This window comes from Kitasatospora sp. NPDC043950 (genome assembly GCF_056435345.1).
This window is the reverse complement of the sequence record NZ_JBWKER010000060.1, coordinates 1-13,982: the sequence shown is the minus strand read 5'-3', so window position 1 is coordinate 13,982 and position 13,982 is coordinate 1. Positions and strand designations below refer to the sequence as shown.

At 72.3% G+C, this 13,982-nt stretch carries 13 protein-coding genes and 2 tRNA genes; 11 read left to right on the top strand and 4 right to left on the bottom strand.

All coding sequences use genetic code 11. From position 1 onward, the window contains the following. The first annotated feature begins 39 nt into the window (after positions 1-39). The gene (locus tag AC07BF_RS31455; protein ID WP_478334236.1) at positions 40-1,314 is read left to right on the top strand and encodes a S8 family serine peptidase; all 1,275 of its coding nucleotides are present in this window, start codon (positions 40-42) and stop codon (positions 1,312-1,314) included. Positions 1,315-1,437: 123 nt separating this feature from the next. After that, positions 1,438-2,772: an MFS transporter gene (locus AC07BF_RS31450; protein WP_478334235.1), complete on the top strand. Its 1,335-nt coding sequence runs from the start codon at positions 1,438-1,440 to the stop codon at positions 2,770-2,772. Positions 2,773-2,792: 20 nt separating this feature from the next. Here AC07BF_RS31450 and AC07BF_RS31445 read toward each other — a convergent pair whose 3' ends face one another. Next, positions 2,793-3,389 carry a flavodoxin family protein gene (locus AC07BF_RS31445; RefSeq protein WP_400988685.1) on the bottom strand — a complete coding sequence of 199 codons (597 nt, stop codon included), beginning with the start codon at positions 3,387-3,389 and terminating at the stop codon, positions 2,793-2,795. Positions 3,390-3,575: 186 nt separating this feature from the next. On the opposite strand from AC07BF_RS31445, the gene AC07BF_RS31440 reads away from it, so the two are divergent. From AC07BF_RS31440 to AC07BF_RS31420, 5 genes are all read left to right on the top strand, one after another. Then, complete coding sequence (locus AC07BF_RS31440; protein WP_363585326.1) at positions 3,576-4,025, top strand: winged helix-turn-helix transcriptional regulator; 450 nt, start codon at positions 3,576-3,578, stop codon at positions 4,023-4,025. A gap of 182 nt (positions 4,026-4,207) precedes the next feature. Beyond that, a tRNA-Thr gene (locus tag AC07BF_RS31435) sits at positions 4,208-4,283 on the top strand. A 182-nt stretch (positions 4,284-4,465) separates the two neighbouring features. Beyond that, on the top strand, positions 4,466-5,134 hold the full coding sequence (locus tag AC07BF_RS31430) for a helix-turn-helix transcriptional regulator (protein WP_363585325.1): 669 nt from the start codon (positions 4,466-4,468) through the stop codon (positions 5,132-5,134). Positions 5,135-5,284: 150 nt separating this feature from the next. Next, complete coding sequence (gene galE / locus AC07BF_RS31425) at positions 5,285-6,247, top strand: UDP-glucose 4-epimerase GalE (protein WP_350877731.1); 963 nt, start codon at positions 5,285-5,287, stop codon at positions 6,245-6,247. Positions 6,248-6,545: 298 nt separating this feature from the next. Then, positions 6,546-7,493 carry a response regulator transcription factor gene (locus AC07BF_RS31420; protein ID WP_363585324.1) on the top strand — a complete coding sequence of 316 codons (948 nt, stop codon included), beginning with the start codon at positions 6,546-6,548 and terminating at the stop codon, positions 7,491-7,493. A gap of 15 nt (positions 7,494-7,508) precedes the next feature. Here the strand turns inward: AC07BF_RS31420 and AC07BF_RS31415 are convergent, their stop codons facing one another. Continuing rightward, a complete protein-coding gene (locus AC07BF_RS31415) occupies positions 7,509-8,006 on the bottom strand; it encodes a MarR family winged helix-turn-helix transcriptional regulator (protein WP_363585323.1) in 498 nt (165 codons plus the stop codon). A gap of 110 nt (positions 8,007-8,116) precedes the next feature. On the opposite strand from AC07BF_RS31415, the gene AC07BF_RS31410 reads away from it, so the two are divergent. After that, the gene (locus AC07BF_RS31410) at positions 8,117-8,908 is read left to right on the top strand and encodes a methyltransferase domain-containing protein (RefSeq protein ID WP_363585322.1); all 792 of its coding nucleotides are present in this window, start codon (positions 8,117-8,119) and stop codon (positions 8,906-8,908) included. A 91-nt stretch (positions 8,909-8,999) separates the two neighbouring features. Here the strand turns inward: AC07BF_RS31410 and AC07BF_RS31405 are convergent, their stop codons facing one another. Together AC07BF_RS31405 and AC07BF_RS31400 are read right to left on the bottom strand one after the other, a co-directional pair. Next, entirely contained in the window at positions 9,000-9,767 is a 768-nt protein-coding gene (locus AC07BF_RS31405) for a TetR family transcriptional regulator (protein WP_079135661.1), read from the bottom strand. Positions 9,768-9,793: 26 nt separating this feature from the next. Next, positions 9,794-10,783 carry an acyl-CoA desaturase gene (locus AC07BF_RS31400; protein WP_363585321.1) on the bottom strand — a complete coding sequence of 330 codons (990 nt, stop codon included), beginning with the start codon at positions 10,781-10,783 and terminating at the stop codon, positions 9,794-9,796. A 249-nt stretch (positions 10,784-11,032) separates the two neighbouring features. On the opposite strand from AC07BF_RS31400, the gene AC07BF_RS31395 reads away from it, so the two are divergent. From AC07BF_RS31395 to AC07BF_RS31385, 3 genes are all read left to right on the top strand, one after another. Further along, a tRNA-Gln gene (locus AC07BF_RS31395) sits at positions 11,033-11,103 on the top strand. A 144-nt stretch (positions 11,104-11,247) separates the two neighbouring features. Further along, positions 11,248-12,702: a bifunctional UDP-N-acetylglucosamine diphosphorylase/glucosamine-1-phosphate N-acetyltransferase GlmU gene (glmU, locus tag AC07BF_RS31390; protein ID WP_363585320.1), complete on the top strand. Its 1,455-nt coding sequence runs from the start codon at positions 11,248-11,250 to the stop codon at positions 12,700-12,702. Between the two features lie 200 nt (positions 12,703-12,902). After that, positions 12,903-13,880: a ribose-phosphate diphosphokinase gene (locus AC07BF_RS31385; RefSeq protein WP_350877737.1), complete on the top strand. Its 978-nt coding sequence runs from the start codon at positions 12,903-12,905 to the stop codon at positions 13,878-13,880. The last annotated feature ends 102 nt before the right edge of the window (positions 13,881-13,982 follow it).

Here is a 13,982-nt window from a genome sequence, read left to right as displayed (position 1 = left end):
GTTGCGATGGGGCGGACGAGCGCGCGCGCACGTTGGCGGATGTTCGCTGCGGCGCTTCTGGTGACGGGCGTCATGGCCGGTCCGGCGGCACCACTGGCGATCGCAGGCGATTCGATCCGCGAGGATCAATGGCATCTGGATGCCATGCATGCATCGGAGATGTGGAAGATCTCCAAGGGGGAGAGCGTTACCGTCGCAGTGATCGACGGCGGATTCAAGTTGGATCACCCGGATTTGATGGGGCAGTTTATTCCGGGTAAGGACTTCAGTGGAAGCCCTGGTGGCGTCGGATCCTATGCGGAGGGGCATGGTACGCAGATGGCCAGCCTCATTGCAGGGTCCGGAAAATCCGACGGTGGAAAAGGCGCTTACGGCCTTGCTCCTGGCGCTAAAATCCTTCCGTTGAAGATTTCCAACGGATCCGATGGGGCGGTGATTTCGTCCGATTTCCTTGGGCAGATTGGCCAGGCCGTCACCTATGCAGTCGAGCAAGGTGTCAAGGTCATCAACATTTCTCAGGGAACTTCTGCTGTCGCGACTCACCCTGAAGATGTTGCGAAGCTGAATACTATCCTGGCTTGGGCGCGAGCGAAGGGGTCGCTGGTAGTTTCCAGTGTCGGGAATTCAGCCCAGTCGGGAAATCTTGTGGAATATCCGGGCGCGCTCCCCAATGTTGTTGGAGTGGGGGCGGTCGGCCGCGATGTTATTGCGACATCGGAGTCACAGCAGGGTCCGCAGGTAGTCCTCGCAGCTCCTGGTGTCGATATGATCGAGGCTTGCACGGGGAAAACTGGATACTGCAAGAGTCATGGCACCTCGGATTCTGCTGCATTGGTGTCCGCCTCGGCTGCATTGATCTGGTCTATTCACAAGGATTGGTCGGCGAATCAGGTTCTGCGGGTGTTGATCAATACGGCCGGGAAGCCGACTGATGGATCCGTCCGCAACAACGATGTCGGTTATGGCGTAGTGCGGCCTCGGGTCGCTCTGGCGGACCCTGGTGATCCCGGCCCGGCGGACGTGTCTCCGGTTCCGGCGGCGGAGACTGCGCCTTCGGCCAGCCCGTCCGCGTCGGCGGGCCCGTCGGCGGCGCCGAGTTCGGCCGCCCCGAGCCCGAGTGATGTGGCCGTGGGGGCGCCTCCGGTGGAGTCGGCGGTGGAGAAGTCCTCTGGCTCGGGTGGTGTGTTGCCGGTCGTGGCCGGTGTGGTGGGTGGGTTGGTGCTGGTCGCCGGTGTGGTGTTCGTCGTGCTGCGGCGGCGGAAGGCCAGTGGACAGCCTGCGGTGCCGCCGGGGGAGGACCCGTACGTGCGGTGATCCGGGGGCCTGCGCTGGTGTGCGCCTGCGGTGTTGAGCCGGGGGCGCGTGGGGTGGGGGTGTGCGCGGGGGTCACTCGGGTGGGGGCTGGTGGCGGGGCGGGCTGGTGTCCAGGGTGGTGGTATGGATGCGGAGGAAGCCCGGCGGGCGGGGCAGTTGAGGCGTGCGGCGGCTGCGGCGCTGATCGGTACGGCGATCGAGTTCTACGACTTCTTTTTGTACGGGACGGCGGCGGCCTTGGTGTTCGGGTCGGTGTTCTTTCCTGAACTGGGCACGGTGGGGGCGCTGTTGGCGGCGTTCTCGGTGTACGCGGTGGCGTTCCTGGCCCGGCCGCTGGGGGCGGTGGTGTTCGGGCATTTCGGGGACCGGGTGGGGCGGAAGGCGACGCTGGTGGTGTCGCTGTTGTTGATGGGGCTGTCGACGGCGGCGGTGGGGGTGTTGCCGGGGTTCGGGTCGTGGGGGTGGTGGGCGCCGGTGGCCCTGGTGGCGTTGCGGGTGTGCCAGGGCGTGGGGTTGGGCGGGGAGTGGGGCGGGGCGGCGCTGCTGATCGCGGAGAACGCGCCGGCTGGGCGGCGGGGGCGGTACGGGGCGTTCCTGCAGTTGGGGCCGACGAGCGGGTTCGTGTTGGCGAACGGGGTGTTCCTGGCGGTCCAACTCGGACTGGACGAGCGGGCGTTCCGGGAGTGGGGCTGGCGGGTGCCGTTCCTGGCGTCGTTGGGGCTGGTGGCGGTGGGGCTGTTCGTGCGGCTGCGGTTGGAGGAGACGCCGCTGTTCCGGCCGGACGAGCCGAGGGACCGGGCGCCGGTGGTGGAGGTGTTGCGCGGGCACTGGCGCACGGTGTTGCTGGGCTGTGGGGCGATCACCGTGGGGTACGCGCTGTTCTACCTGACCACGACGTACGCGTTGGCGTACGCGACGTCCGGGCTCGGGGTGGCGAGTTCGCTGGTGTTGGTGATGCTGCTGGTGGGCGCGCTGGGCATGGGCGTGACGGTATGGGTGAGCGCGTCGCGCAGTGACGGGTGGGGGCGGCGGCGGACGCTGAGCTGGGCGACGGGCCTGGCGGCGGGGTGGTCGCTGGTGCTGTTCCCGCTGCTGGAGACGGTGCGCCGGCCGTTGATGTTCGTGGCGCTGGCGGGTGCGCTGGTGGTGCTGGGGTGCCTGATGGGGCCGGTGGCGGCGTTCCTGCCGGAGTTGTTCCCGACCCGGGTGCGGTACACGGGTGCCGCGTTGACGTACAACCTGGGCGGCGTGGTGGGCGGGGCGACGACGCCGCTGGTGGCGACGCGGCTGACGGAGGCGTACGGGACGGCGGAGCCGGTCGGCTGGTACCTGGTGGGGCTGGGTGTGGTGGCGCTGGGGTGCCTGTGGCTGCTGCCGGAGACCGGTGGTGCGGAGTTGGGGGCGGTGGACGGCGGACGCCGCCGGGCGCCCCTCCTGGGGGCGGACCCGGCGGCGTAGGTGCCGACCGTGCGGTGCGGTCAGCCGGCGAGGGCGGCGCGGCCGGCCAGCACGACGGCGGTGTGCTGGGCGACCCGCTCGCCGAGGTGCTCGGCGGTCGCGATGTCGGCCTTGTGCACGGCCTCGGGGCCGGCGTCGGACGGGCTGGAGGCGGCGGCGCCGTTGAAGAAGCCGAGGCGGTTGAGGTCGTTCTCGGTGGCGGTGGTGGCGTTCCAGCCGGGCTTGAGGCCGAGGTTGACCCAGCTCATGCCGTGCTGGGCGGCGAGGGTCTGGAAGAAGCCGAGGGTGCCGGCCTTGTCGCCGCTCTTGGAGGCGGAGTTGGTGAAGCCGGCGGCGACCTTGTCCCGCCAGGCGTCGGAGAACCAGCGCTTGCTGGTGGCCTCGGCGAAGACGTGGAAGGCGCCGGAGGCGGTGCCCATGTAGGTGGGGGAGCCGAAGACGATCGCGTCCGCGGCGTCGAGCTGGGCCCACTGCTCGTCGGTGATGGTGTCGACGGCGATCGAGACGACCTCGGCGCCGGCGGCGGCGGCGCCGCGGGCGACGGCCTCGGCGATGACGGCGGTGTGGCCGTAGCCGGAGTGGTAGGCGAGGGCGACGGTCGGGCGGATGGCGGTCATGCGGGGGCACTCCTATACGGGTACGGGCAGGGGCAGGGGCAGGGCAACGCAGGCAAGGCAGGGGGAAGGCAAGGGGCGGCGAGGGCCTGCTGCCGCACCCCGGCCCGTCGACTGGTCTCTAATATAGACCAAGTCTCCATTGGTTACCAAGGGTGGATTGGAGACCGCGGGGCTACCCTGGACAGCATGACGACGGAGGAAGCGGCCCGGGCGGAGAGCGGCACCGGGCGGCAGGGGCAGGAACGGGAGGGCGGGCAGGACCGGGAGCAGGAGCTCGACGTCTTCGCCCAGCTCTGTCCCAGCCGCGCGATGTTCGCCGAACTGGCCGACAAGTGGTCGATGTTGATCCTGATGAGCCTCGCCGCCTGCGGGCAGCAGCGGTTCTCCGAACTGCAGCGCGGCGTCGGCGGGGTCAGCCGCAAGATGCTCACCCAGTCGCTGCGCAGTCTGGAGCGCAGCGGACTGGTGCGCCGCACCGTGTTCCCGGAGACGCCGCCGCGGGTGGTCTACGACCTGCTGCCGCTCGGCCGGGAGCTGGCTGTACTGCTGGCGCCGCTCGGCCGGTGGACGGAGCAGCGGACCGGGCAGATGCTGGCCGCCCGCGAGGAGTTCGACGAGACGCACGCCGAAGGCTGACCGCGCGCACGCCGAAGGCTGACCGCGCGCGCCGAGGGCTGGCCGGGCCCGCGCCGAGGGGCGGATGCCCGCCCGTCGGGGGTCGGTCCGGCGTGCGCCGGGGCCGCGGACCCGATTTCCCTTCCTGGCCGCCAGCCGTGTAATGTCTTCCTTGTTCGACCGGCCCGGCGAAAGCCCGGCAAGCCCCTATAGCTCAGTCGGTAGAGCGTCTCCATGGTAAGGAGAAGGTCTGCGGTTCGATTCCGCATGGGGGCTCCATTCGAAGGCCCTCGCTTCATGGCGAGGGCCTTTTGCTGTTCCCCGATCAGACCGTCGGGCCCGGTGCGGAGGCCGAGCGCGGCGGCCTAGCGGGTCGGGTACGGAATGCGCTGTGATGGTGCGTCATCGGCCGCCCGCCCATGGGGTGCGGGCGCGAGCCGAACCCCGACCGGGAGGGCGTCATGGGCGTTCGACTCGTGGTGGTCGACGATCACCGGCTGTTGGCCGAGGCGCTGGCCACGGCGTTGCAGCTGCGCGGCCACCGGGTGCTCGCGGTCGGCTGCCCGGCCGGGGTCGCGGCCGATCTGGTGGTCGGCCGGCGGCCGGAGGTGTGTCTGCTGGGGGTGTCCGCGCCGAGTGAGCCGGCGGCTTTCGACGGGCTGCGCCGGATCCGCCGGGAGCGTCCCGAGGTGGCCGTGATCGTGCTCGGGCCGGTGGGTGAACTGCGCGGTGTGGCGGGGGCGTTCGCGGCCGGGGCGGCGGGGTACGTGCCGAGCGACGAGCGGATCGGGGTGGTCGAGCGGGCGATCGGGCGGGCCCGGGCGGGCGAGGCGGCGGTGGCCGTGGACGTGCTGCGCGGGGCCTTCGACCAGTTGCTGCGGCCGGTCGCCGAGCCGGACGACGAGGCGGTGCGGCTGCTGCGGCTGCTGACCCGCCGTGAGGTGCAGGTGCTGGCCCGGATCGCGGACGGGGAGGACACGGCGGCGATCGCCGCCGGGATGCGGATCGCCGCGAGCACCGCCCGGACGCACGTCCAGCGGGTGCTGATGAAGCTCGGTGCGCGGACCCGGCTGGAGGCGGCCGCGGTGGCGGCCCGTACCGGGCTGCTGGAGCGGATGGCCGGCGGCTGAGGGGGGCTCGGGGTCCGTGAAACCGGCTCCCGGGCGGCCCGTTCACATGGTCCTGGGCACTCCGGCGGGCAGGGAGAATAGCCTCAGTCGTACACACGTCATCGACGGCCGCCGCTGACCGGCGGACCGTCGCCCGCTGGAGGTCTCATCATGAGTAAGTACCTGGTCACGGGTGGCGCCGGCTACGTCGGCAGCGTGGTGGCCGCCCACCTGCTGGAGGCGGGGCACCAGGTGACCGTCCTGGACGATCTCTCCACCGGTTTCCGCGAGGGCGTCCCGGTCGGTGCCGAGTTCGTCGAGGGTCGGGTCCAGGAGGCCGGCCGGGTGCTGGACGGTTCCTTCGACGGCGTGCTGCACTTCGCCGCCTCCTCGCAGGTCGGCGAGTCGGTCGTGGACCCGGAGAAGTACTGGCGCAACAACGTGGCGGGTTCGCTGGAGCTGGTCGCGGCGATGCGCGCGGCGGGTGTGCGCAAGCTGGTGTTCTCGTCCACCGCCGCCGTCTACGGCGAGCCGGAGGTCGTGCCGATCGCGGAGACCGCCCGCACCTCGCCGACCAACGCCTACGGCGCCACCAAGCTCGCCGTGGACCACCTGATCACCAGCGAGGCCGTCGCGCACGGCCTGGCCGCCGTCTCGCTGCGCTACTTCAACGTGGCCGGTGCGTACGGCGCGTACGGGGAGCGCCACGACCCCGAGTCGCACCTGATCCCGCTGGTGTTCCAGGCGGCGCTGGGTCAGCGCCCGCACATCGCGGTGTACGGCGAGGACTACCCGACCCCGGACGGCACCTGCATCCGCGACTACATCCACGTCGCGGACCTGGCCGACGCGCACCTGCTGGCGCTGGACGCGGCCAAGCCGGGCGAGCACCTGATCTGCAACCTGGGCAACGGCAGCGGCTTCTCGGTGCGCGAGGTGATCGAGTCGGTCCGGCGCGTCACCGGCCGGGAGATCCCGGTGCAGGCGGCCGGCCGCCGGGCCGGCGACCCGGCCGTGCTGGTGGCCTCGGCGGCCCGCGCCCACGAGGCGCTGGGCTGGACGCCGCGCCGCCCGAACCTGGACGACATCGTCGCCGACGCCTGGAAGTTCGCCCTGGAGAAGCACGGCAAGTAGGCCGCAGGACCCCGCAGGCGCCGCTCCCGGAGGTTCGGGGGCGGCGCCTCGGCGTTGCCCGCTTCGACCGGTGATGGCGTGAAATCCCGCCACTCGCGCACCTCCTGACGAAACTTCACCAAACCGCCACGAGGGGGTTTCCCGGCCCGTACGCTGAGTGCGGTACCGGTGGGGGCCGGCGCCCTTTTCGGCCTCACCGGCCACCGGTGGGCGGGCGGAGTGACGGGCCCAGACCGCGGGTGCCGGGGCCGGTCCCCGCCCCCGGGCTCGGGCCGGTCTGAGCAGGGGGGTAGTGACGATGGGGCGGATCCGCGTCCTGGTGGTCGACGACCACCGGATCTTCGCCGAGGCCCTGGCCGCGGCGCTCGCCGCCGAGCCCGACGTGGAGGTGGGGGCGGCCGGCAGCGGGGCCGCCGCCGAGCGGGCGCTGGAGCGTGCCGCCGTCGAGGGGCGGGCCTTCGACGTGGTCCTGATCGACGCCGACCTGGGGGCCGAGGGCACTGCTTCGGCGGGTGTCCGGAGCCGGCTCGGCCCGGACGCGGCCGACGCGGCCCGGCGGCGGCCGGCCCCGGCGGTGCCGCCGCCCCGCCACCCGGTCGGCCCGCCGGTGGCGCAGTCCGGCGGCCGCCCGGTGGACCTGTTGCGCCCGGGCGGGCGCGGCACGGAACCGGTCCGCTCCGACGCGTACCGGGCCGACCAGCTCAGAACCACGCCTCCGGCACCGGACGGCATCACCCTGCTCGCCCGGGTCCGCCGCGCCCATCCGGGGCTGCGGGCGGTCGTGCTGGCCGTCGCCGACGACCCGCACCGCGCCGCCCGGGCCCTGCACGCGGGCGCCACCGGCTGGGTGGCCAAGGAGAGTTCGCTGGCCCGGCTGCTCTCCGTGGTCCGGGGGGTGCTGCGGGACGAGACGCACCTGCCGCCCGCGCTGCTGACCGGGGTGATCCGCGAGCTGACCACCGCCCGGCGGGACCGCACCGAGAGCGAGCGGCTGGTCGACACCCTCACTCCGCGGGAGAAGCAGATCCTGCGCTGCATGGTCGCGGGCCTGGGTCGGCAGGCGGTCGCGGAGCGGCTCTACCTGTCGCCGCACACCGTCCGGACGCACATGCAGAACGTGCTCGGCAAGCTCGGGGTGCACTCCACGCTGGCCGCGGTGGCGGTGGCCCGCCGGGCCGGGGTCAGCCCGGCCGAGCCGGCCCTGCCGGCGCCGCCGTCCGTCGTGACCGCGGTGGACCGGACGTGAACTCCGGGGCGCGGATCAGCCCGGGATGTTGTCGAACGGGGCGACCAGCTGCCGCAGGAGCGCGGCGAGTTCGCCCTGCTGGCCGGAGCTGAGCTGGGCGAGCAGTTCGCGTTCGTGCGTGAGCAGTCCGGCGAGTGCCTGGTCGGCGCGGTCGCGGCCGTCGTCGGTGAGCCGGACGAGCACGCCGCGCCGGTCGTCCGGGTCGGGCAGGCGCTTGACCAGGCCCTTGCCGGTGAGGCGGTCGATGCGGTTGGTCATGGTGCCGGAGGTGACCAGGGTCTGGGTGAGCAGCTGGCCGGGGGAGAGCTGGTAGGGGGAGCCGGCCCGGCGCAGGGCGGTCAGGACGTCGAACTCCCAGGGCTCCAGCCCGTGCTCGGCGAAGGCGGTGCGGCGGGCGCGGTCGAGGTGCCGGGCGAGTCTGCTGACCCGGCTGAGTACCTCCAGCGGCTCCACGTCGAGGTCGGGGCGCTCTCGGCGCCACGCTGCGACCAGCCTGTCGACCTCGTCCTCCATGACGATCAGTGTATCGGTGGATGTGTCGATGTGAAGTCTCTTGACGTCGAGAAATGTGCCAGCAAGGCTACCTGGGATATCTTGATGTCGAGATACTTGTGAGGTGGACCATGACCAGTCCCGTCTGGGACCCGGCGCAGTACCTGCGCTTCGCGGACGAACGCACCCGTCCGCTGCGCGACCTGCTCGCCCGCGTCCCCGCCCTCCCGAACCCGAGCGATCCCGTGATCCTCGACATCGGCTGCGGCCCCGGCAACTCCACCGCCGTGCTGCGCGCACGCTGGCCGCACGCCCGCCTCACCGGCATCGACAACTCCGCCCCGATGCTCGCCACCGCCCGCACCGACGGTGAGCCCACCGCCGACTACCTGCTCGCCGACGCCCGCGACTACGACCCGGCCCCGGCCGGACCCGACCTGATCGTCTCCAACGCCACGCTGCAGTGGATCGACGGCCACCTCGACCTCGTCCCGCGCTGGGCCGGCGCCCTGCCGCCCGGCGGCACCGTCGCCTTCCAGGTCCCCGGCAACTTCGACGCCCCCAGCCACACCCTGCTCGCCGAACTCCGGCGAAGCCCCCGCTGGCGCGGCCTCCTCGGCGACGACGCCGCCAGGGCCGGCGTCCACCCGCCCGAGCGCTATCTGGACGCCCTCACCGCCGCCGGCTGCGCGCCCGACGTCTGGGAGACCACCTACCGCACCCTGCTCCCGGGCCCGGACCCGGTCCTCGCCTGGGTCAAGGGCACTGCCCTGCGCCCCGTCCTCACCCGGCTGACCGACCCCGCCCGCCGAGCCGCCTTCCTCGCCGAGTACGGGGCGCTCCTGCGCGAGGCCTACCCGGCCGGGTCGCACGGCACCGTCTTCCCGTTCCGGCGGATCTTCGCCGTCGGGACCAGGGCCTGATGCGGGGCGGGAGGGCCGCCGGCCCTTCCGCCCGTCGGTCGCTCCTTCCGCCCGCCGGTCGGCCCTACCCCGCCGCCGGTTCGCCCGCTAGTCAGTCCTTGCGCCCGCCGACCAGCCTCGGGTGCCGCTCCAGGCCCTCCAGCCCGTGCCAGGCCAGGTTCACCAGGTGCGCCGCGACCTGCGCCTTGTCCGGCTTGCGGACCTCCAGCCACCACTGCCCGGTCAGCGCCACCATGCCGACCAGCATCTGCGAGTACATCGGGGCCAGTCGCGCGTCGAAGCCCCGGGACTTGAACTCCAGGCCGAGGATGTCCTCCACCTGCGTCGCGATGTCGCTGATCAGTGACGCGAAGGTGCCGGTCGACTGGGCTACCGGGGAGTCCCGGACCAGGATCCGGAAGCCGTCCGTCGAGGTGTCGATGTAGTCCATCAGCGCGAACGCGGCCTGCTCCAGCAGCTCCCGCGAGTGCCCGCCGGTCAGCGCCCCCGTGACCATGTCCAGCAGCAGTTGCATCTCGCGGTCCACCACCACCGCGTACAGCCCCTCCTTGCCGCCGAAGTGCTCGTACACCACCGGCTTCGAGACCCCGGCCCGCTCGGCGATCTCCTCCACCGAGGTGCCGTCGTAGCCGCGCTCCGCGAACACCGTCCGGCCGATCTCCAGCAGCTGCTCCCGCCGCTGCTTGCCGGTCATCCGGACCCGCCCGCCCCGGCGGCGCGGCGCCGGGGCGGGCGCACCCCCCGAGGCGCCCCCGCCCGCCGGTGCAGCGGTTCGCGGACGGGCCGGCGCCGCGTCGGGCGCCGCGTCCGTCCGCGTGCTCTGGTGGCCGCCTGTGCTGTCTGCGCTGCTCCCGTTCACCCCTACATCATGCTGGAAGCGACGACTCATGCGGCGCGGCGGGCGGCGATCCGCTGCGCGTCCGGCCAACGGACGTCCCGGACCCAGCCGGCCAGCTCGAACCAGCGGATCAGCCGGGCCGAGGAGTCGATCTGCCCGCGCAGCACCCCGTGCCGGGCGGCCGTCGGGTCCGCGTGGTGCAGGTTGTGCCAGGACTCGCCGCAGGAGAGCACCGCCAGCCACCAGACGTTGCCCGAGCGGTCCCGGGAGCGGAACGGGCGGCGGCCGACGGCGTGGCAGATCGAGTTGATCGACCAGGTGACGTGGTGCAGCAGGGCCACCCGGACCAGCGATCCCCAGAAGAAGGCGGACAGCGCGCCCGACCAGGACAGCGTCACCAGCCCGCCGACCAGCGGGGGGAGCAGCAGCGAGATCATGGTCCAGAGCCAGAACAGCCGGGAGATCCGCCGTATGGCCGGATCGCGGACGAGGTCCGGCGCGTACGTGAGCTGCGGGGTCTGCTCCTCGTCGAACATCCAGCCCATGTGCGCCCACCACAGGCCCTTGAGCAGGGCCGGGAGGTTCTCCCCGTAGCGCCACGGCGAGTGCGGGTCGCCGTCCTTGTCGCTGAACCGGTGGTGCTTGCGGTGGTCGGCCACCCAGCGCACCAGCGGGCCCTCGACCGCCAGGCTGCCGGCGACCGCGAGGGCGAGCCGCATCGGGCGGTTGGCCTTGAACGCGCTGTGGGTGAAGTAGCGGTGGTAGCCGACGGTGATGCCGTGGCAGGTGAGGAAGTACATGGCGACGGTGATCGCCGCGTCCGTCCACCCCAGTCCCCACCCCCAGGCCACCGGCACGGCGGCCAGCAGCGCGGTGAACGGCAGGAGGATGAACAGCCCGAGCGCGAGCCGTTCGGCGAGGCCCTGCTTCTCCCCGCCGCGGGTGGCGGACAGTCGGGTGGCGGTGTCGGTGGGATCGGGGGATTCGGTGGGAAGCGCGGCGTTCCCCGCGCTCGGCTCGCCGGCCTTGGTGGTCATGGGCGTCCCTTTGCGACATCCCTGTGCGGGAGGGAGGAGCGGAGGCTACGTTGGCGTAACCTACGGCATCGTAGGTTGCGCTCCGTGGCGAAGGGAACACGCCGCCGCACGGCGCTTGAGTGAATTCACCCGACTGGATGGATGAACCGGCGGCCCGGCTTGTTCGACCGCTCCCGGCGGATCGGGGCCTGCGGATCGCGGCAGTTGATACCCATGGCAGGGTCGACTCGGGTAGGGTCTGAGCAACCATCCGCCGTGGTGTAATGGCAGCACAGGGCCCTTTGGAGGCCTTTGTCTGGGTTCGAATCCTAGCGGCGGAGCCTCTGCACGCCTCAGGTTCGGGCGTACCGCCGAACCGCCGGTATTGTCGGTGCTGCTCGGCGGACTGTGCGAATGGCGACCGGCCTCGGTCCGGTCCGGGCCCGTTCTGCCCGCCCTGTGAACCGACCGAGGAGCCTCCCCGCATGGGTGCCAATTCGCTTGCCGCCGTTGTCGTGCTCGCCGCCGGTGGCGGGACCCGGATGAAGTCGAACAAGCTGCCCAAGGTGCTGCACGAGGTCTGCGGCCGGTCGCTGGTGGGTCATGCCGTCTCGGCGGCCCGCGAACTGACGCCGGAACAGCTCGTCGTGGTGGTCGGACACCAGCGGGAGCAGGTCCAGGAGCACCTCGCGGCGCACTACCCGGCGGCCCGTCCGGTGGTGCAGGAGGACCAGAAGGGCACCGGGCACGCGGTGCGCACGGCGCTGGAGGCGCTGGCCGCCGACGGCGTGGTGCTGGACGGCACGGTGATCGTCACCGCCGGGGACTCCCCGCTGCTGACCGGGGACACGCTGCGCCGCCTGGCGAAGGCCCACGCCGGCCAGGACAACGGGGTCACCGTCCTGACCGCCGTCGTCCCCGAGCCCTTCGGCTACGGCCGGATCCTGCGGGACGAAGACGGCACCGTCGCCGCGATCGTCGAGGAGCGGGACGCCACCGCCGTCCAGCGCTCGATCGCCGAGATCAACTCGGGCGTCTTCGCCTTCGACGCCAAGCTGCTGGTCGAGGCGCTGGCCGAGCTCACCACGGACAACTCGCAGGGCGAGGAGTACCTCACCGACACCCTGGAGATCCTGCGCACCGCCGGGCACCGGGTGGGCGCCGTGGTCGCGGAGGACCACCGGGACATCCTGGGCATCAACGACCGGGTGCAGCTCGCGCAGGCCCGCCGGCTGCTGAACGACCGCCTGCTGGAGCGGGCGATGCGGGCCGGCGTCACCGTGGTGGACCCGGCGACCACCTGGATCGACGTGCAGGTGACGTACGAGCCGGACGCCCTCGTGCTGCCGAACACCCAGCTGCACGGTGCCACCCACCTGGGCGAGGGCTGCGAGGTCGGCCCGAACTCGACCCTGACCGACACCCTGATCGGCGCCGGCGCCCGTGTGAGCAACACCACGGCGGACCGCGCCGAGGTGGGCGAGCTGGCCACCGCCGGCCCGTACGCCTACCTGCGGCCGGGGGCCAAGCTGGCCCGCAAGGCGAAGGTCGGCACCTACGTCGAGGTGAAGAACTCCGAGCTGGGCGAGGGGGCCAAGGTGCCGCACCTCTCCTACATCGGGGACGCCACGATCGGCGAGGGCGCCAACGTCGGCGCGGCCTCGGTCACCGTGAACTACGACGGCGTCAACAAGCACCGCACGGTGATCGGTGCGCACTGCCGCACCGGTTCCGACAACATGTTCATCGCCCCGGTGGCGATCGGGGACGGCGCCTACACCGCGGCCGGTTCGGTGATCACCACCGACGTCCCGCCCGGCGCGCTCGGAGTGAGCCGGGCGCACCAGCGCAACATCGAGGGCTGGGTGGAGCGCAAGCGCCCGGGGACCACCTCCGCGCAGGCCGCGAAGGCCGCGACGGACGGGGCCGCGGACGCCTGACGGGACGGGCGGGAGCCCGAGGGCGGTCCCGGGGCGGACGGTTTCTGCGTGGGCGCGTAACCTTGGGGTCATACGTGCGCCACTGGGCTTACGGCCCGTGTCCAGGCGTACCGACAATTCCCCCGACCCCGTGCGAGCCGGCTGCGCCTGCCCGCACGGGACGACGGGGTTCAGCGTCAGCAACGCGAGGAGACGGTGCAGTGAGCGGGATCACGACGTCGGGTGAGAAGAAACTCAAGCTCTTCTCCGGCCGTGCCCACCCGGAACTGGCGAGGGAGGTGGCCGAGGCGCTCGGGACCGAGCTCGTCCCGACCAAGGCCCTGGACTTCGCCAACGGCGAGATCTACGTCCGCTTCCTGGACTCGGCCCGCGGCGCGGACTGCTTCGTGATGCAGAGCCACACGGCTCCCATCAACCAGTGGATCATGGAACAGCTGATCATGATCGATGCGCTGAAGCGGGCCTCCGCCAAGAGCATCACCGCGATCCTGCCGTTCTACGGGTACGCCCGCCAGGACAAGAAGCACCTGGGCCGCGAGCCCATCTCGGCGCGCCTGGTCGCCGACCTGCTGCGCCAGGCGGGCGCCGACCGGCTGATGGCCGTGGACCTGCACACCGCGCAGATCCAGGGCTTCTTCGACGGCCCGGTGGACCACCTGTTCGCGCTGCCGATGCTGGCGGACTACGTGGGCGGGAGGGTGGACCGCTCCAAGCTGACCATCGTGTCGCCGGACGCCGGCCGGGTGAAGGTGGCCGACCAGTGGTGCGACCGGCTGGACGCGCCGCTGGCGATCATCCACAAGCGCCGCGACATGACCCAGGCCAACACCATCCTGTCGGCCGAGGTCGTCGGTGACGTCAAGGACCGGGTCTGCGTCCTGGTCGACGACATGATCGACACCGCCGGCACGATCTGCGCCGCGGCCGACGCGCTGTTCGACAACGGTGCGGCGGACGTCCTGGTGGCGGCCACCCACGGCGTGCTCTCCGGCCCGGCCGCGGACCGGCTGAAGAACTCGCGGGTGAGCGAGTTCGTGTTCACCAACACGCTGCCGACCCCGGCGCAGATCCAGCTGGACAAGATCACCACGCTGTCCATCGCCCCCTCGATCGCGGCCGCGATCCGCGAGGTGTTCGAGGAGGGTTCGGTCACGAGCCTCTTCGAGGGCGTGCACTGACGAAGCCCGACGGCGGGGGGGGGGGGGGGGGGGGGGGGGGGGGGGGGGGGGGGGGGGGGGGGGGGGGGGGGGGGGGGGGGGGGGGGGGGGGGGGGGGGGGGG

What these genes read in the sequence shown, in the direction of transcription:
- AC07BF_RS31455 (WP_478334236.1), top strand. Translation starts at nt 40, where the DNA reads ATGTTCGCTGCGGCGCTTCTGGTGACGGGCGTCATGGCCGGTCCGGCG.
- AC07BF_RS31450 (WP_478334235.1), top strand. Translation starts at nt 1,438, where the DNA reads ATGGATGCGGAGGAAGCCCGGCGGGCGGGGCAGTTGAGGCGTGCGGCG.
- AC07BF_RS31445 (WP_400988685.1), bottom strand. Translation starts at nt 3,389, where the DNA reads ATGACCGCCATCCGCCCGACCGTCGCCCTCGCCTACCACTCCGGCTAC.
- AC07BF_RS31440 (WP_363585326.1), top strand. Translation starts at nt 3,576, where the DNA reads ATGACGACGGAGGAAGCGGCCCGGGCGGAGAGCGGCACCGGGCGGCAG.
- AC07BF_RS31430 (WP_363585325.1), top strand. Translation starts at nt 4,466, where the DNA reads ATGGGCGTTCGACTCGTGGTGGTCGACGATCACCGGCTGTTGGCCGAG.
- galE (WP_350877731.1), top strand. Translation starts at nt 5,285, where the DNA reads ATGAGTAAGTACCTGGTCACGGGTGGCGCCGGCTACGTCGGCAGCGTG.
- AC07BF_RS31420 (WP_363585324.1), top strand. Translation starts at nt 6,546, where the DNA reads ATGGGGCGGATCCGCGTCCTGGTGGTCGACGACCACCGGATCTTCGCC.
- AC07BF_RS31415 (WP_363585323.1), bottom strand. Translation starts at nt 8,006, where the DNA reads ATGGAGGACGAGGTCGACAGGCTGGTCGCAGCGTGGCGCCGAGAGCGC.
- AC07BF_RS31410 (WP_363585322.1), top strand. Translation starts at nt 8,117, where the DNA reads ATGACCAGTCCCGTCTGGGACCCGGCGCAGTACCTGCGCTTCGCGGAC.
- AC07BF_RS31400 (WP_363585321.1), bottom strand. Translation starts at nt 10,783, where the DNA reads ATGACCACCAAGGCCGGCGAGCCGAGCGCGGGGAACGCCGCGCTTCCC.
- glmU (WP_363585320.1), top strand. Translation starts at nt 11,248, where the DNA reads ATGGGTGCCAATTCGCTTGCCGCCGTTGTCGTGCTCGCCGCCGGTGGC.